Below are 15,113 nucleotides of genomic sequence, written 5' to 3' on the forward strand. Positions count from 1 at the left end.
CGAGCGCGCCGAGCATCGTCATCACCGCCCAGAATTTGTTGGTGCGAAGCTCGTAGCCCGCGCCGACGTCCATCACGAAATGGCGGAGGCCCGAGAGCGTGTGCTGCCAGAAGGCCCAGGTCAGCCCGACCCAGATTATCAGCGACCATTGCCAGGTCGCCCAGGCGGCGAAGCTCTCGTAGGCCGCGCCGCCGCTCGCCGCGGCGACCAGCCACCAGGTCAGCAGGCCTAGGCCGAGGATGGCGAGGCCGGTGCCGGTGACCCGGTGCAGGATCGAGACCAGCATGTGCGGCCCCCAGCGCCAGATGGTGAGGTGCGGCGACATCGGCCGGGACGGATTGCGGTGTGTCAAGCGAAGCGCTCCCCTCTACGCGGCTGGGGTGCTTTTACGCCTGGGGGCCGAGGTTGCAAGGGCGGGGGGTACCCGAAGGGTGGGCCTCCCGCTCGCGGCGGGCATAGCGTGACCTTCGCCACCTTCGCGCCGGCCGCGCGCCCGCATCAAATTCGCCGGAAAAACCTGATGCAAATCATCCCGTTCGCGTCATGAACATGCTATGGAACGTCCATCGCCGGCCACCCCCTCGACATGGCGGCGACTGAGAGACCTGCCCGTGCGCTCCCGTCGAACCGCAGGGAAGTCCCGTTGCCCGATTACCGTCTCTATCTGCTCAACCCGTTCAGCGGCCATATCGACGGGGTCGAGCAAGTGTCCGCCTCGGACGATATCGAAGCGATCTGCCTCGTCCAGAACGGGGGGCGTAAGGTGCCGGTCGAGCTCTGGCGCGGCGGCGTCAAGGTGGTCCACATCGACGCCCCGCCCGAGATCGTCCCGCCCGCGCCGAACGGCGCCCCCGCCGCGAACCGTCCCGCGCTCCGCCGCCCGCGCCGCAGCCGCGCCGACCCCGTCGAGGCCTGACCCCCGCCGCGCCGACGAAAGAGGCCGCCCGATCGCCCGGACGGCCCCGTTCCTGTCGTCGGCCGCGCGCGCTAGCGCTGGCCGCCCTGCTGGTCGCCGCCCTGCTGGCCCTGATCGATCTGGCCGCCCTGCTGGCGGTCGCGATCCTGATCCTGGCCGCCCTGCTGCTGCTGCTTGCGATCCTGGTCCTGGCCGCCCTGCTGCTGCTGGCGATCCTGGTCCTGACCGCCCTGCTGCTGCTGCCGGTTCGGGTCCTGGCCGCCGCCTTGCTGCTGCTGGCGGTCGTTGTTGTTCGGGTTGTTCATCGTCTGACTCCTCTCGTCCCCGCTCCCCGACAGAACAAGGCGGGACGACGAGTGGTTCCGCTAAACTATTGAATACAGAGCCGAAACGTTCGCGAAACGCCTCAGGCCGCCCAGACGCCGGGATCGTCCTCGGGCGTCTCCTGGGCGAGCCGGGCGAGCGCGCCGCCGAGAAAGTCCATCACCGCGCGCACCCGGGGCACGTGGCGGAGCCGCTCGTGGGTGAGCAGCCACAGATCGTAGCCCTTGCCGGGCGGCGGCGGCAGCACGCGGACGAGATCGGGCTCGCGGTCGCCGACGAAGCTCGGCAGGATCGCCAACCCGACGCCGGCGCGGATCGCGGCGAGCAGACCGGCGGCCGAGCTATGCTGCATCACCACGGCCTCCTCGAGCCCGTGCGCCTGCAGCCAGGCGCGATAGGGCGGCCAGACGCCGTCGCCGCCGCCGCCAATGAAGGGGTGGCGGCGCAGCTCGGCCGAGGTGCGCGGCCGGCTGTGGCGGGCGGCATAGGCGCGGCTGCAATAGAGCGTCCAGGGATCGAAGGCGACGCGCCGGCCGACCAGCCCGCCGGCGAGGCTGCGGTCGGTCCAGTCGGCGCGCAGCGCGATATCGGCCTCGCCGGCGCCGAGGTCGCGCACCGCCTCGGCCATGTCGAGCTCGATGCGCACGCCGGGCTGGGCGTCATGGAGGTCGCGGAGCAGCGGCTGAAGCACGGTGACGCCGTAAATATCGACCGTGGTCAGCCGCACCGTGCCGCTGACGTCGCGCGACTGGGCGGCGGCCGCCTCGGCGAACTGGTCGGCATGCGCCGCGACCGCCTCCGCCTGCGGCAGCAGCGCCTCACCCGCCGGGGTCAGCGCATAGCCGGCCTGGCGCCGCTCGAAGAGCACGAGGCCGAGCGCCGCCTCGAGCGCGGCCAGCCGCCGCGCGACGGTGGTCTGGCTGACCCGGAGCGTGCGCGCCGCGGCGAGCGTGCTGCCCTCGCGCGCGACCGCGAGCAGATAGCGAAGATCGTTCCAGTCGAGCGGCGGTGCCGCCATGGCCTGCTCTCCCGGCGCCCGGCCGCGCCCGTCCGCTATTCTGCACTTTTGCAGAACGACCGCGCAATATCGTTGATTGCGTTTCGAATCGCAACTGGTCTAATTGAGCTCAGCCAGCGCTGGCTGCCCCCGAATTCCACTCAATCGGAGACAGCCCATGAAGACCCTCATTCTCGCCGCCCTCGTCGCGGCCGGTATTCCCGCCATGCCTGCCCTCGCGCAGGATGCGCCCCGCAACATCGCGGTCGCCTATGGCGATCTCGATCTCGGCACCGCCGAGGGGCGCGCCCGCTTCGATCTGCGCGTGCTCCATGCCGCCCGCGCCGCCTGCGGCACGCCCTCGTCCGCCGATCTGCGCGGCCGGATCAAGCAGGACGAATGCGTCGCCGAGATCCGCGCCGCCGCCGCGCCCCAGCGCGAGGCGCTGGTCGCCTCGGCCTCGCGCCGAGCCGACTCCGCCGCCGGCAGCCGCTGAGCCCCCTCTCCCGCCGGGCCTTGGTCCGGCGGGAGCCGTTCGGCCGGCGCGCCCTAGCCCTCCATCATCACGACGTCCCAGCGATATTTGCCGGGATCGGCCGCATCGCGGGTCGCGAGCGAACTCGCCGCCCCCTCCCCGAGCGCGCGGTAGAGCGCGTCGCGGGCATTCCCTTCCGCTTCCTCCGGGAAATAGAGCTGGGCGACGTTGCGGTGAGCATTGCCAGTGATCGCGAAATGGATGTGCGGCGGGCGGTGGCCGATCGGCGAATCGTAGCCGCCGGGCTTGATCGTCACGATCCGCCAGTCGCCCGTCCGGTCGGCGACGATCTCGGCGAAGCCCTGGAAGTTGGGGTCGAGCGGGGCGGTGCTGACGTCGCTCGGATGGTCGTAGCGCCCCGCCGCATTGGCCTGCCACAATTCGATCCGCGCGCCCGGCACCGGATTGCCGCGCATGTCGAAGACCCGCCCGCTGACCTCGATCACGGTGCCGGCCGCCCGCTCGGCGCGCCACGGCAATTGGGTCAGGTCGTAGTCCGAGTCGGCCGGGCGGACGACCGGGTAGAAGGGACCCATCGGCGATTCCGCCGTGGGCGGCCTCCCCTGCCCCAGCGCCGGCGCGGCGGCGGCGCCAAGCGTGGCGAGCCCGCCGGCGACGAAAAGTCGGCGATTGAGCCGGAGCCCGGCGTGCGGACGATAGCTGATCGGCATGAGCATTCTCCCCCTCAAGAATTCCCGATGGTGGAGGCGCCCCGCCGCCGGCCTCCTCCCGCCCCCAGGGAATACGCGGCCCGCGACGGAGCGGAAGCTGCGCGCGCGGTAGGGCGGAGTCAATCCGCCCCGAACCGCCCGGACGCTCCACCGCCGCGCCCGGCGGATCGATCGTGCGCTTCCCTTCGTTATGCCGCCATGCCAAAGCACAATCATTGTGTTTGCGTAACGGGAGAAGAACCATGAGAACCAGCCTGATTGCATTGGCGCTTGCCTCGACGGTCGTTGTGGCCGTGCCGGCGGCGGCGCAGACCCGGGCCGACGAGGCCAGGTGGGAGCAGGCGCAGGAGCGCTTCGAGGCCGAGCGCCAGATCTACGAGCGCGAGCGCGCCCGTTACGAGGCGTCGCGCCGCCGCCGCGGTGGCGGCTACGGCTATCGCGACCGGGACCGCGACTATGACGATCGCTACGGCTGGCGCAGCGGCGACGATTGGGAGCCTTCGCGCTATTATCGCGAGGATCCGCGCTACGACGAGCGCCCGCTGAGCGCGCAGGACGAAGTCTATCGTGGTGCCGACGGACGCTATTATTGCCGGCGCAGCGACGGCACGACCGGCCTCGTCGTCGGCGCCGGTGTCGGCGCCCTGCTCGGCCGCGGCATCGACACGCGCGGCGAGCGCACGACCGGCACCGTGGTCGGGGGCGTGCTCGGCGCGCTGATCGGCCGCGAGGTCGAGCGTAGCCGGGACATGCGCTGCCGTTAGGAGTCAGGCTGGGAGCGGCTCGGCCGCCAGCGGTATCGACGCTCCCTGCCCGGCCAGCGCCGCGACGAAATCGTGGCGCCAGGCGAGCACATCCTCCTTGCGGACGCTGTCGATCATCGCCTCCCAGCGGCGCAGCCGCTCGGGCCGCGGCATGGCGAGCGCGGCGCGGATCGCGTCCGAGACCTCGTCCTTCGAATAGGGGTTGATCAGGATCGCGTCCTTCATCTGGTGCGCGGCCCCGGCGAAGCGGGAGAGGATGAGCACGCCCGGATCGTCCGGATCCTGCGCCGCGACGAACTCCTTGGCGACAAGGTTCATGCCGTCGCGCAGCGGCGTGACCAACGCCACGTCGGCGGCGCGGTAGAAGCCGGCCAGGCCCGCGCGCGGATAGCCCTGATTGACGTAGCGGATCGGCACCCAGTCGACATGGGCGAACTCGCCGTTGATCCGTCCCGACAGGGCGTCGAGCGTGTCGCGGATCGCCTCGTAGGTGTGGACCTCGCCGCGCGAGGGCGGCGCGATCTGCAGCAGCGAAACCTTGCCGTGCCAGTCCGGATTCTCCTCGAGGAAGCGGCGATAACCGTTGAACCTTTCCTCGATCCCCTTCGAATAATCGAGCCGGTCGACGCCGATCACGACCTTCTTGCCCTCGGCGCTGCGGCGCAGCGTCTCGAAGGCGTTGATCGCGTCCCTGGCGACCAGCAGCCGCTCGAAGTCGGCGGCGTCGACGCCGATCGGGAAGGCGGCGGTCTCGACCGTGCGGTCTCCGACCTCGATCCGTCCGTCCGGATGGACCGTGCCGCCCAGCTCGCGTTCCACATAATGATGGAAGCTCTCCAGCCATTCCTCGGTCTGGAAGCCGATCAAATCGTAATCGAGCATCGAGCGGACCAGCCGCTGGTGGAAGGGCAACGAGACCATCAACCGGTGCGGCGGCCAAGGAATGTGGAGGAAGAAGCCGATCCGGTTTTTGACCCCGTTCTGGCGCAATTGCTGGCCGAGCGGGACGAGATGGTAATCGTGAACCCAGACCAGATCGTCCGGCTCGATCAGCGGCGCCACCGTCTCGGCGAAGCGCTCGTTGACCCGCTCGTAGCCCGCGCCGAAGCTGCGGTCGAATTCGGCGAGGTCGATCCTGTAATGGAAGAGCGGCCAGAGCGTCCGGTTGGCATAGCCGTTATAATATTCGTCGACGTCCTGCTCCTCCAGGTCGATCGTCGCAGTGGTCACCCCCTCGGCCCGCTGCAGGTTGATCTGACCGGTGAACTCTTCGGTCTTCTCGCCCGACCAGCCGAACCAGAGGCCGCGATATTCGCGCAGCGCGGCGGCGAGGGCGACGGCGAGCCCGCCTTGGGCGCCCTCGGCGCTGCGCGGCTTCGGGGTGGAAACACGGTTCGAAATGACGATCAGACGGCTCATGTCTAGCGGACGCTGCTCCAGGGACGGGACAAAAGCCCCGCGCAATTGATGAGTCCGACAAGCGAATAAGTCTGCGGATAGTTTCCCCACAGCTCCCCCGTAACGAAGTCGCTGTCCTCGGACAGCAGCCCGGCGGGGGTCAGTCGCTCCAGCATTGTCGAATAGAGCGCGCGCGCCTCCTCGGTGCGGCCGACCATATGGAGGGCCTCGATGAACCAGAAGGTGCAGAAATTGAACGCCGTCTCGGGCAGCCCGAAATCGTCCTCGGCGGCGTAACGCAGCATATGGTCGCCGCGCCTCAGGCCCTTTTCAAGCGCCTCGAAGGTGGCGAGAAAGCGTGGATCGTCCGCGGCGACGAAGCGCATGTCGAGCATTTGCAGCAGGCTCGCGTCGAGCTCCTCGCCGCCGAAGCTCGCCGCGAAGCGCCCCTGCTTCGGCAGCCAGGCCCGGTCCTCGATCGTGGCGCGCACCTTCGCGGCGCGGCGCCTCCAGACCTTCGCGCGCCCCGCGAGGCCGAGCTCTCCGGCGATATTGGCGAGCCGGTCGCACGCCGCCCAGCTCATCACCGCGCTGTAGGTGTGGACGCCGGTGCGGGTGCGGAACTCCCACAGGCCCGCATCGGGCTTGTCGTGCACCGCGAAGGCGCGTTCGCCGACACGCTCGAGCGCGCGGAAATCCTCCGCGTCGGCCTTGCGGAACAGCCGTTCATCGAAAAAGGCCTGGGTGTTGGAAAGGACGATCTGGCCATAGGCGTCGTGCTGGGCCTGGGTGTAGGCGGCGTTGCCGACCCGGACCGGGCCCATGCCACGATAGCCCGCCAGTGCCTCTGCCACCGTCTCATCCAGCTTTGGTTCGCCCGAGACCGCGTAGAGCGGCTGGATCATCCCGCCTGCCGCCGTGTCGACGATGTTGCGGAGATAGGAGAGATAGTTTTCCAGCACGTCGAGCGCGCCGAGCCGGTTCAGTGCCTGCACCGTGTAGTAGGCGTCGCGGATCCAGCAGTAGCGATAGTCCCAGTTGCGCCCGGAATCGGGGTGCTCGGGGATCGAGGTCGTCATCGCCGCGACGATCGCGCCGGTCTCCTCGAGCTGGCACAATTTGAGCGTGATCGCCGAGCGGATCACGACCTGCTGCCATTCGAACGGGATGGCGAGGCCGCGCACCCAGTCGCGCCAATGGTCGGCGGTCTGGTGGAGCATCGTCGCCAGGGTATGGCCGACGTCGCCAACGAACGGTTCGTCGGGTCCGAGGAAGAAATGGAGCGGCCGCTCCAGCCGGAAGCCGCGCCCTTCGAGCAGATGGATCACCGGCGCGTCGGTGGTGAGCCGGAGCGGCTGCGGCTTCAGCAGATAGCGGATATGGTTGGTGCCGCTGGTCCGCTCCGCCTGCCTCGTCCCCCAGCCCATCGCAGGTTTGAGATCGACCTTCACCCGCGGAGCGCCCGCGACGGGACGGACGACGCGCAGGAAGGCGACGGGGCGGTACATTCGCCCGGACCGGTCGAAGCGCGGGCAGAAATCGTAGACATCGGCGGCCCCGCCCTCGCCGTCGGTGAGGCGGGTGACGAGAATCGGTGTGTTCTTGAGGTAGCGCGGCCTGGCCGAGATCTGGCCGTCGAGGGCGATCCGCCACTCGCCGCGAACGTCCCCCTGGGGCTCGAGCAGGCTGCAGAATAAAGGGTCGCCATCGACCCGAGGCTGGCAGCCCCAGACCAACCCCGCGGCGTTGTCGACCAGCGCGCTGACCTGGCAATTGCCGATCGGCCAGAGATCGAGGCTGCTCATGCCCAGCCGTCCAGCCAGCCCGCCACGGCCGCGACCGAGTCAAGCCGATACGCCGCCGCGGTTTCGCGCTGCGGGCCGACGAGCACGCCCGCTCCGTCCAGCGCGGCGGCGGCGGCAAAGGCATGCTCGTCGGTCAGATCGTCGCCCACGAAGACAGGACGCGCGCCGGCAAAGTCCGGTTCCGACATGAAGGCGCGAAGCGCGTCGCCCTTGGTCGCGCCCTCCGGCCGCAATTCGATCACCATCGCGCCCCGCTGGACCGAAAAGCCGCGCTCCTTCGCGAGCGCGGTCATGAATGCCTCGGCATGCGCGCCCTCGTCCGGCGCGAGCCGGTAATGGAGCGCGATCCCTGCCGGCTTCTCCTCGACGAGCAGCCCGCGCGACGCGGCGGCGAATGCGATCACCTTCTCCCGCACTTCGTCGAGGCCGAGCGGCACCGACAGCGGCAAATGGCTGCCGTCGGCCCATTGCAGCTCGAGCCCGTGCGAGCCCGAAAAGGCGATCCCGGCGAACGGCACATGCCGCTTGAGATCGCCGAGCGAACGGCCGCTGACGATCGCCAGCCGTCCGTCGAGCCGATCGCACAGTCGCCGGAGCAGCCGCCCGAGCGCGGAGGGCACGCGAACCGCACCGGGCGTTTCCGCCAGCTCCACGAGGGTGCCGTCGAAATCGAGGAAGAGCGCCGCGCCGTCGAGCAGCGCCGGCGGGGGCGAATCTAGTTCAGCCATCGCCGGCTGCGTTGGCAAGGTTGCGCGCGAATCTCAACCGCGCTTGCGAAAGTCCACGAAGCCCGGCGACTTTCGTTGCTTGATAAAAATAGCCTATTCACATCGCTGATATTAGGCCTAAGGTTGGCGCACTGGGGAGGGGTGGCATGGCGGAACCGTTTCTAGGCGAGTTGAGGATCGTCTCCTTCAATTTCGCGCCGAAGGGCTGGGCGCTCTGCAACGGGCAGCTTTTGCCGATCAACCAGAACCAGGCCTTGTTCTCGCTGCTCGGCACGATGTACGGCGGCGACGGGCGCGTTAATTTCGCGCTTCCCGACCTGCGCGGGCGCGCCGCGTTCCATCTTGGCGGCGGCCTCACCCAGGGTCAGGCCGGCGGCGAAGTCGCGCACACGCTGACCATCCAGGAAATGCCGCAGCATATCCATTTCGGCAACGCCGCGACGAGCGACGGCGATGTTCCGACCGCGGCCGGCAACATGCTCGGCGCCTTCAACAACGGCTATGGCGGCGCGGTCGCCTTGACCTCGCTGCTGCCGACGTCGATCTCGAACGTCGGCGGCAGCCAGCCGCACGAGAATATGTCGCCCTATCTCGTCCTGAACTACGTGATTGCCCTGCAGGGCATCTTCCCGTCGCAGAATTGAGGGGGAACGAATGGCCCAGCCTTATGTCGGTGAAATTCGGATGTTCGCGGGCAACTTTGCGCCCGCCGGATGGATGATGTGCGATGGCCAGCTACTGGCTATCTCCGAGAACGAAACGCTTTTCCAGCTGATCGGCACCACTTACGGGGGGGACGGGCAGTCCACCTTCGCTTTGCCGAACCTGCAGAGCCGCATCCCTATCCACGCCGGCAGCGGGCCGGGCGGAATCACGCGACAACTCGCCGAAGCGGGGGGCACCGAGAGCGTCACTCTCACCACCCAGCAAATCCCGGTCCACAATCACGCCTTCCTCGCCTCGACCGCGACCGGCACGCAGAATTCGCCCGCCGGCGAAGTGCTGGCCTCGGGATCGTCGGTGCTGATCTACCGGCCCCAGGCGCCGAGTCAACCGCTGGCCGCCCAGACCATCAGCCCGACCGGCGGCAGCCAGCCGCACGACAATATGGTGCCGTACCTGTGCATCAACTTCATCATTTCACTGTTCGGAATCTTTCCGAGTCCAACCTAGGGAGACATAGGCGTGGATCCATTCGTCGCCGAAATCCGCGTCGTCGGATTCAATTTCGCTCCGAAAGGGTGGGCGCAGTGCAATGGGCAATTGCTGCCCATCTCGCAGAACACGGCTCTGTTCTCCCTGCTCGGCACCACGTATGGAGGCGACGGCAAGTCGACCTTCGCGCTGCCGAACCTCCAGGGGAACACGGCCATGCACCCGGGCCAGGGCCCGGGTCTGTCGCAGCGCTTTCTCGGCGAGCAGAGCGGTAGCCAAAGCGTGACCCTGCTGGAATCGGAAATGCCGGTGCACAATCACAATCTGAACGCGAACGCGCTGGCGGGATCGGCTTCGCTCGCCGCGCCGACCCAGGGGCTGGCCCGCAGCGGGGGCGGCCTAGCCTACAAGCAGACTCCATTCGGGGCGACGACCAATCTCGCCTTTCAGGCGGTCGCGCCCGCGGGCGGCAGCCTGCCGCACAACAATATGATGCCTTACCTGACCTTGAACTTCGTGATCGCCATGCAGGGCGTGTTCCCACCTCGCGGATAGAGAGAGGCTCCAATGACCGACAGCGAAGTGAGCGGCATCGACCGCAGGACGTTGCTCGCCGGGATGGCCGGCGCCTCGGCCCTGAGCGCCTGCAGCGGCGGCATCTCGCTCCTCGATGCCGGGGCCGGCGCATCCGCCTCGGCGGCGCCGCGCCTCGCGACCGCCGACGCGGATAAATGGGCCGCCGCGGCGGGAAGCACTTTCAGCACCGGCGGCTACACCCTGCGCCTCGCGGGCATAGAGCGGATCGCCCAGACCGGCTCGCGGCCCGACGCCCTCAGGCAGCAGGCCTTCGTCGCGCTCTTCGACATCGTTCGGGGCGGCTTCATGCCCGGCGACCTCATCTACCGGATCAGCCATGCGACGATCCCCGCCTTCAACATCTTCCTGAGCGGCAGCGCCTCGACGCCTTCGCGGATGCACGCCTTCTTCAACTAGATGCCGCCTCCGCTCCGCGCCGTTGCCCGGCTTGGCGTCACTGCCCGGCCGATGCGCGATGACGAAGACCTGCCCTTCGTGGCTGCGCTTTACGCCTCCGTCCGGGCCGAAGAGCTGGCGGCGACGGGCTTGCCGGAGGCGCAGCAGCGCGCCTTCCTCGACCAGCAGCACCGCGCCCAGCATGCCCATTACCGCGCGCACTATCCGACGGCGGAATGGCTGATTCTGGAGATCGGAGGCACGCCGATCGGCCGCCTCTACCTCGACGAATGGAAGCGCGAATTCCGAGTCGTCGATATCTCGCTCGTCGCGGCGAGCCGCGGCCAAGGCATCGGGGGCGCTGTCCTCGCCGATATCATCGCCGCCGCCAAAGCCGCCGGCAAGGGCGTGTCGATCCATGTCGAGAAGCACAATCCGGCGCGCCGGCTCTACGAGCGGCTCGGCTTCGTTCTGGCGGAAGACAAGGGCGTCTACGATTTGATGGAATGGGACATGGCGAGGCCCTCGGACCAGGGCGCTTCCGAGCCTTAGAAGAACACCGCCTCGTAGCGCATCTCGTCTCCGACCGGGCCGAGCGGCACGATGAAGATCCAGGTCAGCTCGCCGCCGCCGAGCGCGAACGGATAGACGCCCTGCGCCAGCGCCTTGCCCAGCGGCCCCAGGAACTCCAGCCGGAACCCGCCCGCTTCTCGCGGCGAGCCCGGCAGCGGCTCGGACTCGACGAGCGTCAACCGGACCTCGTCCTGATCCAGCTCGACGAGGAACGCCTCGCCCAGACGCGGCTCGAAATCGGCGATCGACAGCTCGGCCACGCGCTTAGCTCAGGGTCTCGCCGGGCGAGACGCCCCAGATATGGTCGGTGCGGATGAAGCCCGCGCGGCCGCCGACGGCGAGGCGGCACCAGCCGCCGCCGCAGCGCGAGATGCGGCCGACAACGCCGGGCTCGGCGCGATAGGCGACCGGCGCGGCGGCATCCGGCTGCTCGTGCAGCGGCCGGGGCTCGTCGCCCCGCACGATCGCGGTGCGCGTGTCGGAGAGCAGGCTGACCAGCATCCAGCCGGTGGTTCCGTCCGGATCCTCGATCTTGCGCCAGCTTTGATAGACCTCGACCACCCGGATCGGCAGGTCGGCGCGGACGTAGAGCCACTCGGCGGGGTAGTTGCGGCCCGGACCGCGGCGAAGCATCGCCTGCCCCGAGGCGATCGACGCCCAATAAGGCGTCTCGCGCCGCGGCTGCGCGGTCGCGGTGCCAAGCGACAGCGTGCCCAGCACGATGATCAGCAAAGCGGCGATGCGCCTCATCCGCTTCATCTCAGTCCCCCGTCTGGATGCGCTCCATGAGCTGCTTCACGGTCGGCACGAAGCCGTTCGAGTAAAAGGGGTCCGATTTGAAGCGGAAGGCGGAATGGCCGGCAAACATGAGGTTCTCCTCGGTCGAGCCGCCATGCGCGATCTCCTGCAGCGTCTTCTGGATGCAGAAGCTCCTGGGGTCGGCGAGCCGGCCGGTCGAGTTCTTCTCAGTGTCCGCCCAGGAGGAGAACTGGCACTGGCTGAGGCAGCCCATGCAGTCCGACTGGTCCTTGCGGATCATGTGCTTCTCTTCGGGCGTGGTGAAGACGAGCGTCTCGTCCGGCGTCTTCAGCGCCTCCGTATAGCCTTGCGCGTACCATTCGCGGGCGTGGAGGAGATCGCCCTTGGTCACCCAGAAATTCTTCTTGCCCAGGACGCCGACGTCGAGCTGGAACTTGTGGTCACCCAACGGCTCCTTGGTGAAGGCGATCTGGCGGTGCGAGCGCGCCTCGAGGTTCCTCAGGAACGGATTGCGCACCGCCGAGGAATAGAAGCCGGTCGGCGAGAAGCGGTGGAGCAAGACATCGCCTTCCTCCAGCGTCATCAGCCGCTGCTTCCACGCCTCCGGGATCGGGCTCTCCTTGGTGAGCAGCGGCCGCGTGCCGAACTGGAAGGCGATCTGCCCCAGCTCGTCATTGTCGATCCAATGCTCCCATTCCTTCAGATTCCAGACGCCGCCGGCCATGACGATGGGAAGCGAATCCGCGATGCCGTTGTCGCGCATCGTCGGGCGGAGCGCGGCGACGCGGGGATAGGGGTCCTGCGGCCGCAGCGGGTCCTCGGCATTGGAAAGGCCGTTATGGCCGCCCGCGAGCCAGGGGTCCTCATAGACCACCGCGGAAAGCCATTCCGCCGCCTTGTGATAGGCCCGCTTCCACAAGGCCGAGAAGGCGCGCGCCGAACTGATGATCGGGAGGTAGGAAACGCCGTAGGAGGCGGCGATCTCGGAGAGCTTGTAGGGCATGCCCGCGCCGCAGGTGACGCCGGAGACAAGCCCCCTGGTTCGCTCGAGCACGCCGTGGAGGACGCGCTGCGCGCCGCCCATTTCCCAGAGCACGTTGATGTTGATCGCACCCCGGCCCGAGGCGATCTCATAGGCCCGCTGGACCTGCTGTACCGCGCCGTCGATCGCGTAGCGGATCAGCTCCTCGTGCCGCTCGCGCCGGGTCAGCGCGTGATAGACCTGCGGGATGATCCGTCCCTCGGGATCATAGCTGTCGGCGTTGACCGCCGAAACCGTGCCGATGCCGCCGGCGGCCGCCCAGGCGCCCGAGCTCAGATGGTTGGTGGCGGAGACGCCCTTGCCGCCCTCGACCAGCGGCAGCACTTCGCGCCCCGCATAGAGGATCGGGCTGATACCCTTGAACATCTCGCCTCCAGAAACCGAATGGCCAGCCTATAAGCCCAATGCGCGGCGCGCGCAAAAGATCATGCGGCGGCGGCGAACGCCTCGGGCCGACCGATCGCCTCGCCATAAAGCCTGGCATATGCGGCAATCATATGGCGCTCGTCATATTGGGCCGCTGCTTTTTCCCGATTGGCCGCCCCGATCGCGCGCCTCAGATCGTCGCGGTCGGCGAGACTGTCCAGCGCCGCGGCGAAGGCCGCCTCGTCCCCGGCTTCGACGATCAGCGGCCGGTTGTCGTCCGAGACGATCCCCGGCACGTCGCCGACCGCGGTCGCCACCGCCGGCAGCCCGGCCGCCATCGCCTCGACCAGCGAGATCGGGAACTGCTCGCTGTCCGACGATAAGGCGAAGATGTCGAAATGGCCGATCCAGCGCGCCGGCTCGGCGAGGAAGCCCGGCATCAGCACCCGCGCCGCGACGCCGCGCGCGCGCGCCTCGGCGGCGATCCCCTCGCTCTCCGGCCCCTCGCCGACGATCACCAGCCGCGCCTCCTTGTGGCCCATCGCCGCGAAGGCACGCACCAGCCGGGGCAGGTTCTTGACGCGCCTGAGGCCGGCGACCGTGCCGATCACGATCTCGCCCGGCCGCCGCGCGAAGCCTGGGATCGTCCCCTCCTCCGGCGGCCTGGCGAAGCGCGCCACCGGCACCCCGTTCGGAATGCGCACGATCCGCGCCGGCGTCTGGCCCCAGGCGTTGCGCGCGATCCGCTCCAGCCGCTCCGACGGCACGACGAGCCGGTGGGCGCCGGGCAGGCCGAGGCGCCGGTAGAGGTTGCGCCGAGTCTTCAGCGCCTCGGCCTCGTCCTCGTTGAATCCGTCCTCATGATGGATGAGCGGCGCGCCGCCGAACATCTTCGCCGCCATCACCGCGTCGAACGCGCCCCAATTGTAGGTGAGGACGAGATCGAAGCCGCGCATGTAGCGCGACAGCCGCCAGTAACGGCGCGGGCCCGGCTTGCCCTGCAGCGACGGCGCGTCGTCCGGAAAGTCGGCCTTGATTCCCTTCTTGATTCCCGCGCGCGCCCCAAGCTCCCCTGGCATCGCGCTCAGCAGGACGTGCTCGGCGCGATTTCCGAACGCGTTCATCAGCCGCACCGCGCGCATCTCCTTGCCGCCGGGCGCGAAGGTCGAATGGCAATGGAGAATGCGGACGGCCATGCGCTCTTATGACCCGGCGGCGCGCCGCTTGCCAGCGGATGCGCGCCGGCGATTCATGGCGCGCGGGATCGCAAAACGACGCCGAAGCTGAACGGAAGTTTCAGAAGTTTCACGTCCCCAAGAGGCAGAAAAGTTGATGATGTTGAGGGTTGCCGAGAGCCGGGTCTCACCCCTCTCGCGACACCCGCGCGCCCGCGCGCGCGGAGCGGGCATGGCAAAGGCGATTCGCGGCATCATCGCCCCAGGCTGACAGGCGAAATCCTATTTGTATCCAACAATCGTCGGGGCCAGGATTCGACCCGTTGCAGACATTCACGGGGCCTGTCACCTTCTGGGGATGAGTGAGGCACCTTACGGATATGAAAGCACTGGCACGGTGGGAGGTAAGTGGGGGTGCGCGCTGTCCGTCCTGGTCGGATTACCTCTTCTCGCCTTCGCCGTTCTGGTCAGCACCCTGGGCGATTGCCTGCCAGATGAACCTTGCGACAAGAGCCTCAATTAGGGACTTGTTGGCGCAGCGCTCGCGATAGCCGCAATCGTCGGCTTCGCTTCAAGAGCCTTCATAAACGCGTTTGTCCGGCGCGGCGGATCGCGGGAATGATATCGCGTTTCCACCTGAAGCCGACGTCCGGCTCGCCGGTTCGCGAAAGGCGTCCTTCCCCCTAAACCTCGTGCGGCACCTTGGCCTGGGCTTCGATCTCGTCGACTTCCTGCCAGAACAGATCGAGCAGGCCGGTCAGCTCCGCGATATGGGGGACGTCGTGGCGGCGGACGCAGCGATATTTGCGGGTCAGCAGCGAGACTTCGGCGAGGATCAGGCGGCTGATCTCGCCATGATTGTCGAGCGAGGGGATCGCCTCGAACGCCGCGACGGCGTCGGCGCGCGCGAGGGGCGCGCGCGCCGCCCCCCCC

At 68.4% G+C, this 15,113-nt stretch carries 20 protein-coding genes; 8 read left to right on the forward strand and 12 right to left on the reverse strand.

Annotated features, from left to right (window positions below; all coding sequences use genetic code 11):
• Positions 1–325: succinate dehydrogenase, cytochrome b556 subunit (gene sdhC, locus ACT4N8_RS00235; protein WP_444856138.1), on the reverse strand; the 325-nt coding region annotated here is incomplete at its 3' end.
• A 318-nt stretch (positions 326–643) separates the two neighbouring features.
• Here sdhC and ACT4N8_RS00240 point away from each other — a divergent pair.
• A complete protein-coding gene (locus ACT4N8_RS00240; protein WP_444856119.1) occupies positions 644–916 on the forward strand; it encodes a hypothetical protein in 273 nt (90 codons plus the stop codon).
• A gap of 71 nt (positions 917–987) precedes the next feature.
• Here ACT4N8_RS00240 and ACT4N8_RS00245 read toward each other — a convergent pair whose 3' ends face one another.
• Positions 988–1,221: a hypothetical protein gene (locus ACT4N8_RS00245; RefSeq protein ID WP_444856120.1), complete on the reverse strand. Its 234-nt coding sequence runs from the start codon at positions 1,219–1,221 to the stop codon at positions 988–990.
• A 101-nt stretch (positions 1,222–1,322) separates the two neighbouring features.
• The gene (locus ACT4N8_RS00250) at positions 1,323–2,258 is read right to left on the reverse strand and encodes a LysR family transcriptional regulator (protein WP_444856121.1); all 936 of its coding nucleotides are present in this window, start codon (positions 2,256–2,258) and stop codon (positions 1,323–1,325) included.
• Positions 2,259–2,415: 157 nt separating this feature from the next.
• Here ACT4N8_RS00250 and ACT4N8_RS00255 point away from each other — a divergent pair, with 157 nt between their 5' ends.
• Entirely contained in the window at positions 2,416–2,733 is a 318-nt protein-coding gene (locus ACT4N8_RS00255; protein ID WP_444856122.1) for a UrcA family protein, read from the forward strand.
• A 53-nt stretch (positions 2,734–2,786) separates the two neighbouring features.
• On the opposite strand, the gene ACT4N8_RS00260 is transcribed toward ACT4N8_RS00255, so the two are convergent.
• Complete coding sequence (locus ACT4N8_RS00260) at positions 2,787–3,443, reverse strand: dioxygenase family protein (RefSeq protein ID WP_444856123.1); 657 nt, start codon at positions 3,441–3,443, stop codon at positions 2,787–2,789.
• Positions 3,444–3,685: 242 nt separating this feature from the next.
• On the opposite strand from ACT4N8_RS00260, the gene ACT4N8_RS00265 reads away from it, so the two are divergent.
• Entirely contained in the window at positions 3,686–4,207 is a 522-nt protein-coding gene (locus tag ACT4N8_RS00265; RefSeq protein WP_444856124.1) for a glycine zipper 2TM domain-containing protein, read from the forward strand.
• A 3-nt stretch (positions 4,208–4,210) separates the two neighbouring features.
• On the opposite strand, the gene otsA is transcribed toward ACT4N8_RS00265, so the two are convergent.
• The 3 genes from otsA to otsB are packed head-to-tail and all read right to left on the reverse strand — an operon-like array spanning position 4,211 to position 8,138.
• Positions 4,211–5,626, reverse strand: coding sequence for an alpha,alpha-trehalose-phosphate synthase (UDP-forming) (gene otsA / locus ACT4N8_RS00270; protein ID WP_444856125.1), 1,416 nt, complete (start codon positions 5,624–5,626; stop codon positions 4,211–4,213).
• 2 nt (positions 5,627–5,628) lie between these two features.
• Entirely contained in the window at positions 5,629–7,410 is a 1,782-nt protein-coding gene (locus ACT4N8_RS00275; RefSeq protein ID WP_444856126.1) for a glycoside hydrolase family 15 protein, read from the reverse strand.
• Positions 7,407–8,138, reverse strand: a complete 732-nt coding sequence (gene otsB / locus ACT4N8_RS00280; RefSeq protein WP_444856127.1) for a trehalose-phosphatase — start codon at positions 8,136–8,138, stop codon at positions 7,407–7,409. Before otsB ends, ACT4N8_RS00275 begins: the two co-directional genes overlap by 4 nt.
• Positions 8,139–8,284: 146 nt before the next feature.
• Between otsB and ACT4N8_RS00285 the strand changes: the two genes are divergently transcribed.
• The 5 genes from ACT4N8_RS00285 to ACT4N8_RS00305 are packed head-to-tail and all read left to right on the forward strand — an operon-like array spanning position 8,285 to position 10,817.
• On the forward strand, positions 8,285–8,782 hold the full coding sequence (locus tag ACT4N8_RS00285; RefSeq protein ID WP_444856128.1) for a phage tail protein: 498 nt from the start codon (positions 8,285–8,287) through the stop codon (positions 8,780–8,782).
• 10 nt (positions 8,783–8,792) lie between these two features.
• Entirely contained in the window at positions 8,793–9,311 is a 519-nt protein-coding gene (locus ACT4N8_RS00290; protein WP_444856129.1) for a phage tail protein, read from the forward strand.
• A 12-nt stretch (positions 9,312–9,323) separates the two neighbouring features.
• Positions 9,324–9,848 (forward strand): phage tail protein, encoded by a 525-nt coding sequence (locus tag ACT4N8_RS00295; protein WP_444856130.1) that lies wholly within the window; start codon positions 9,324–9,326, stop codon positions 9,846–9,848.
• A 12-nt stretch (positions 9,849–9,860) separates the two neighbouring features.
• Positions 9,861–10,286 (forward strand): hypothetical protein, encoded by a 426-nt coding sequence (locus ACT4N8_RS00300; RefSeq protein WP_444856131.1) that lies wholly within the window; start codon positions 9,861–9,863, stop codon positions 10,284–10,286.
• Between the two features lie 51 nt (positions 10,287–10,337).
• Positions 10,338–10,817 (forward strand): GNAT family N-acetyltransferase, encoded by a 480-nt coding sequence (locus ACT4N8_RS00305; protein ID WP_444856132.1) that lies wholly within the window; start codon positions 10,338–10,340, stop codon positions 10,815–10,817.
• Here ACT4N8_RS00305 and ACT4N8_RS00310 read toward each other — a convergent pair.
• From ACT4N8_RS00310 to ACT4N8_RS00330, 5 genes are all read right to left on the reverse strand, one after another.
• Positions 10,814–11,098: a DUF6916 family protein gene (locus tag ACT4N8_RS00310; protein ID WP_444856133.1), complete on the reverse strand. Its 285-nt coding sequence runs from the start codon at positions 11,096–11,098 to the stop codon at positions 10,814–10,816. The two genes, ACT4N8_RS00305 and ACT4N8_RS00310, sit on opposite strands and share 4 nt — an antisense overlap.
• A 4-nt stretch (positions 11,099–11,102) precedes the next feature.
• Entirely contained in the window at positions 11,103–11,597 is a 495-nt protein-coding gene (locus ACT4N8_RS00315) for an SH3 domain-containing protein (RefSeq protein ID WP_444856134.1), read from the reverse strand.
• A 1-nt stretch (position 11,598) separates the two neighbouring features.
• Positions 11,599–13,005 carry an NAD(P)H-dependent flavin oxidoreductase gene (locus tag ACT4N8_RS00320; RefSeq protein ID WP_444856135.1) on the reverse strand — a complete coding sequence of 469 codons (1,407 nt, stop codon included), beginning with the start codon at positions 13,003–13,005 and terminating at the stop codon, positions 11,599–11,601.
• Between the two features lie 59 nt (positions 13,006–13,064).
• A complete protein-coding gene (locus ACT4N8_RS00325; protein ID WP_444856136.1) occupies positions 13,065–14,201 on the reverse strand; it encodes a glycosyltransferase in 1,137 nt (378 codons plus the stop codon).
• 662 nt (positions 14,202–14,863) lie between these two features.
• Positions 14,864–15,113, reverse strand: a 250-nt coding sequence (locus tag ACT4N8_RS00330) for a hypothetical protein (protein ID WP_444856137.1), incomplete at its 5' end; no start/stop codon positions are given.

The sequence above is a fragment of the Sphingosinicella sp. genome (genome assembly GCF_052387495.1).
GTDB lineage: Bacteria > Pseudomonadota > Alphaproteobacteria > Sphingomonadales > Sphingomonadaceae > Allosphingosinicella.

Coding starts and splice junctions, on each gene's coding strand:
- ACT4N8_RS00305 (WP_444856132.1), top strand. CDS start 10,338: ATGCGCGATGACGAAGACCTGCCCTTCGTGGCTGCGCTTTACGCCTCC.
- ACT4N8_RS00320 (WP_444856135.1), bottom strand. CDS start 13,005: ATGTTCAAGGGTATCAGCCCGATCCTCTATGCGGGGCGCGAAGTGCTG.
- ACT4N8_RS00265 (WP_444856124.1), top strand. CDS start 3,686: ATGAGAACCAGCCTGATTGCATTGGCGCTTGCCTCGACGGTCGTTGTG.
- ACT4N8_RS00325 (WP_444856136.1), bottom strand. CDS start 14,201: ATGGCCGTCCGCATTCTCCATTGCCATTCGACCTTCGCGCCCGGCGGC.
- ACT4N8_RS00290 (WP_444856129.1), top strand. CDS start 8,793: ATGGCCCAGCCTTATGTCGGTGAAATTCGGATGTTCGCGGGCAACTTT.
- otsA (WP_444856125.1), bottom strand. CDS start 5,626: ATGAGCCGTCTGATCGTCATTTCGAACCGTGTTTCCACCCCGAAGCCG.
- ACT4N8_RS00275 (WP_444856126.1), bottom strand. CDS start 7,410: ATGAGCAGCCTCGATCTCTGGCCGATCGGCAATTGCCAGGTCAGCGCG.
- ACT4N8_RS00255 (WP_444856122.1), top strand. CDS start 2,416: ATGAAGACCCTCATTCTCGCCGCCCTCGTCGCGGCCGGTATTCCCGCC.
- ACT4N8_RS00245 (WP_444856120.1), bottom strand. CDS start 1,221: ATGAACAACCCGAACAACAACGACCGCCAGCAGCAGCAAGGCGGCGGC.
- ACT4N8_RS00285 (WP_444856128.1), top strand. CDS start 8,285: ATGGCGGAACCGTTTCTAGGCGAGTTGAGGATCGTCTCCTTCAATTTC.
- otsB (WP_444856127.1), bottom strand. CDS start 8,138: ATGGCTGAACTAGATTCGCCCCCGCCGGCGCTGCTCGACGGCGCGGCG.
- ACT4N8_RS00250 (WP_444856121.1), bottom strand. CDS start 2,258: ATGGCGGCACCGCCGCTCGACTGGAACGATCTTCGCTATCTGCTCGCG.
- ACT4N8_RS00260 (WP_444856123.1), bottom strand. CDS start 3,443: ATGCCGATCAGCTATCGTCCGCACGCCGGGCTCCGGCTCAATCGCCGA.
- ACT4N8_RS00315 (WP_444856134.1), bottom strand. CDS start 11,597: ATGAAGCGGATGAGGCGCATCGCCGCTTTGCTGATCATCGTGCTGGGC.
- ACT4N8_RS00300 (WP_444856131.1), top strand. CDS start 9,861: ATGACCGACAGCGAAGTGAGCGGCATCGACCGCAGGACGTTGCTCGCC.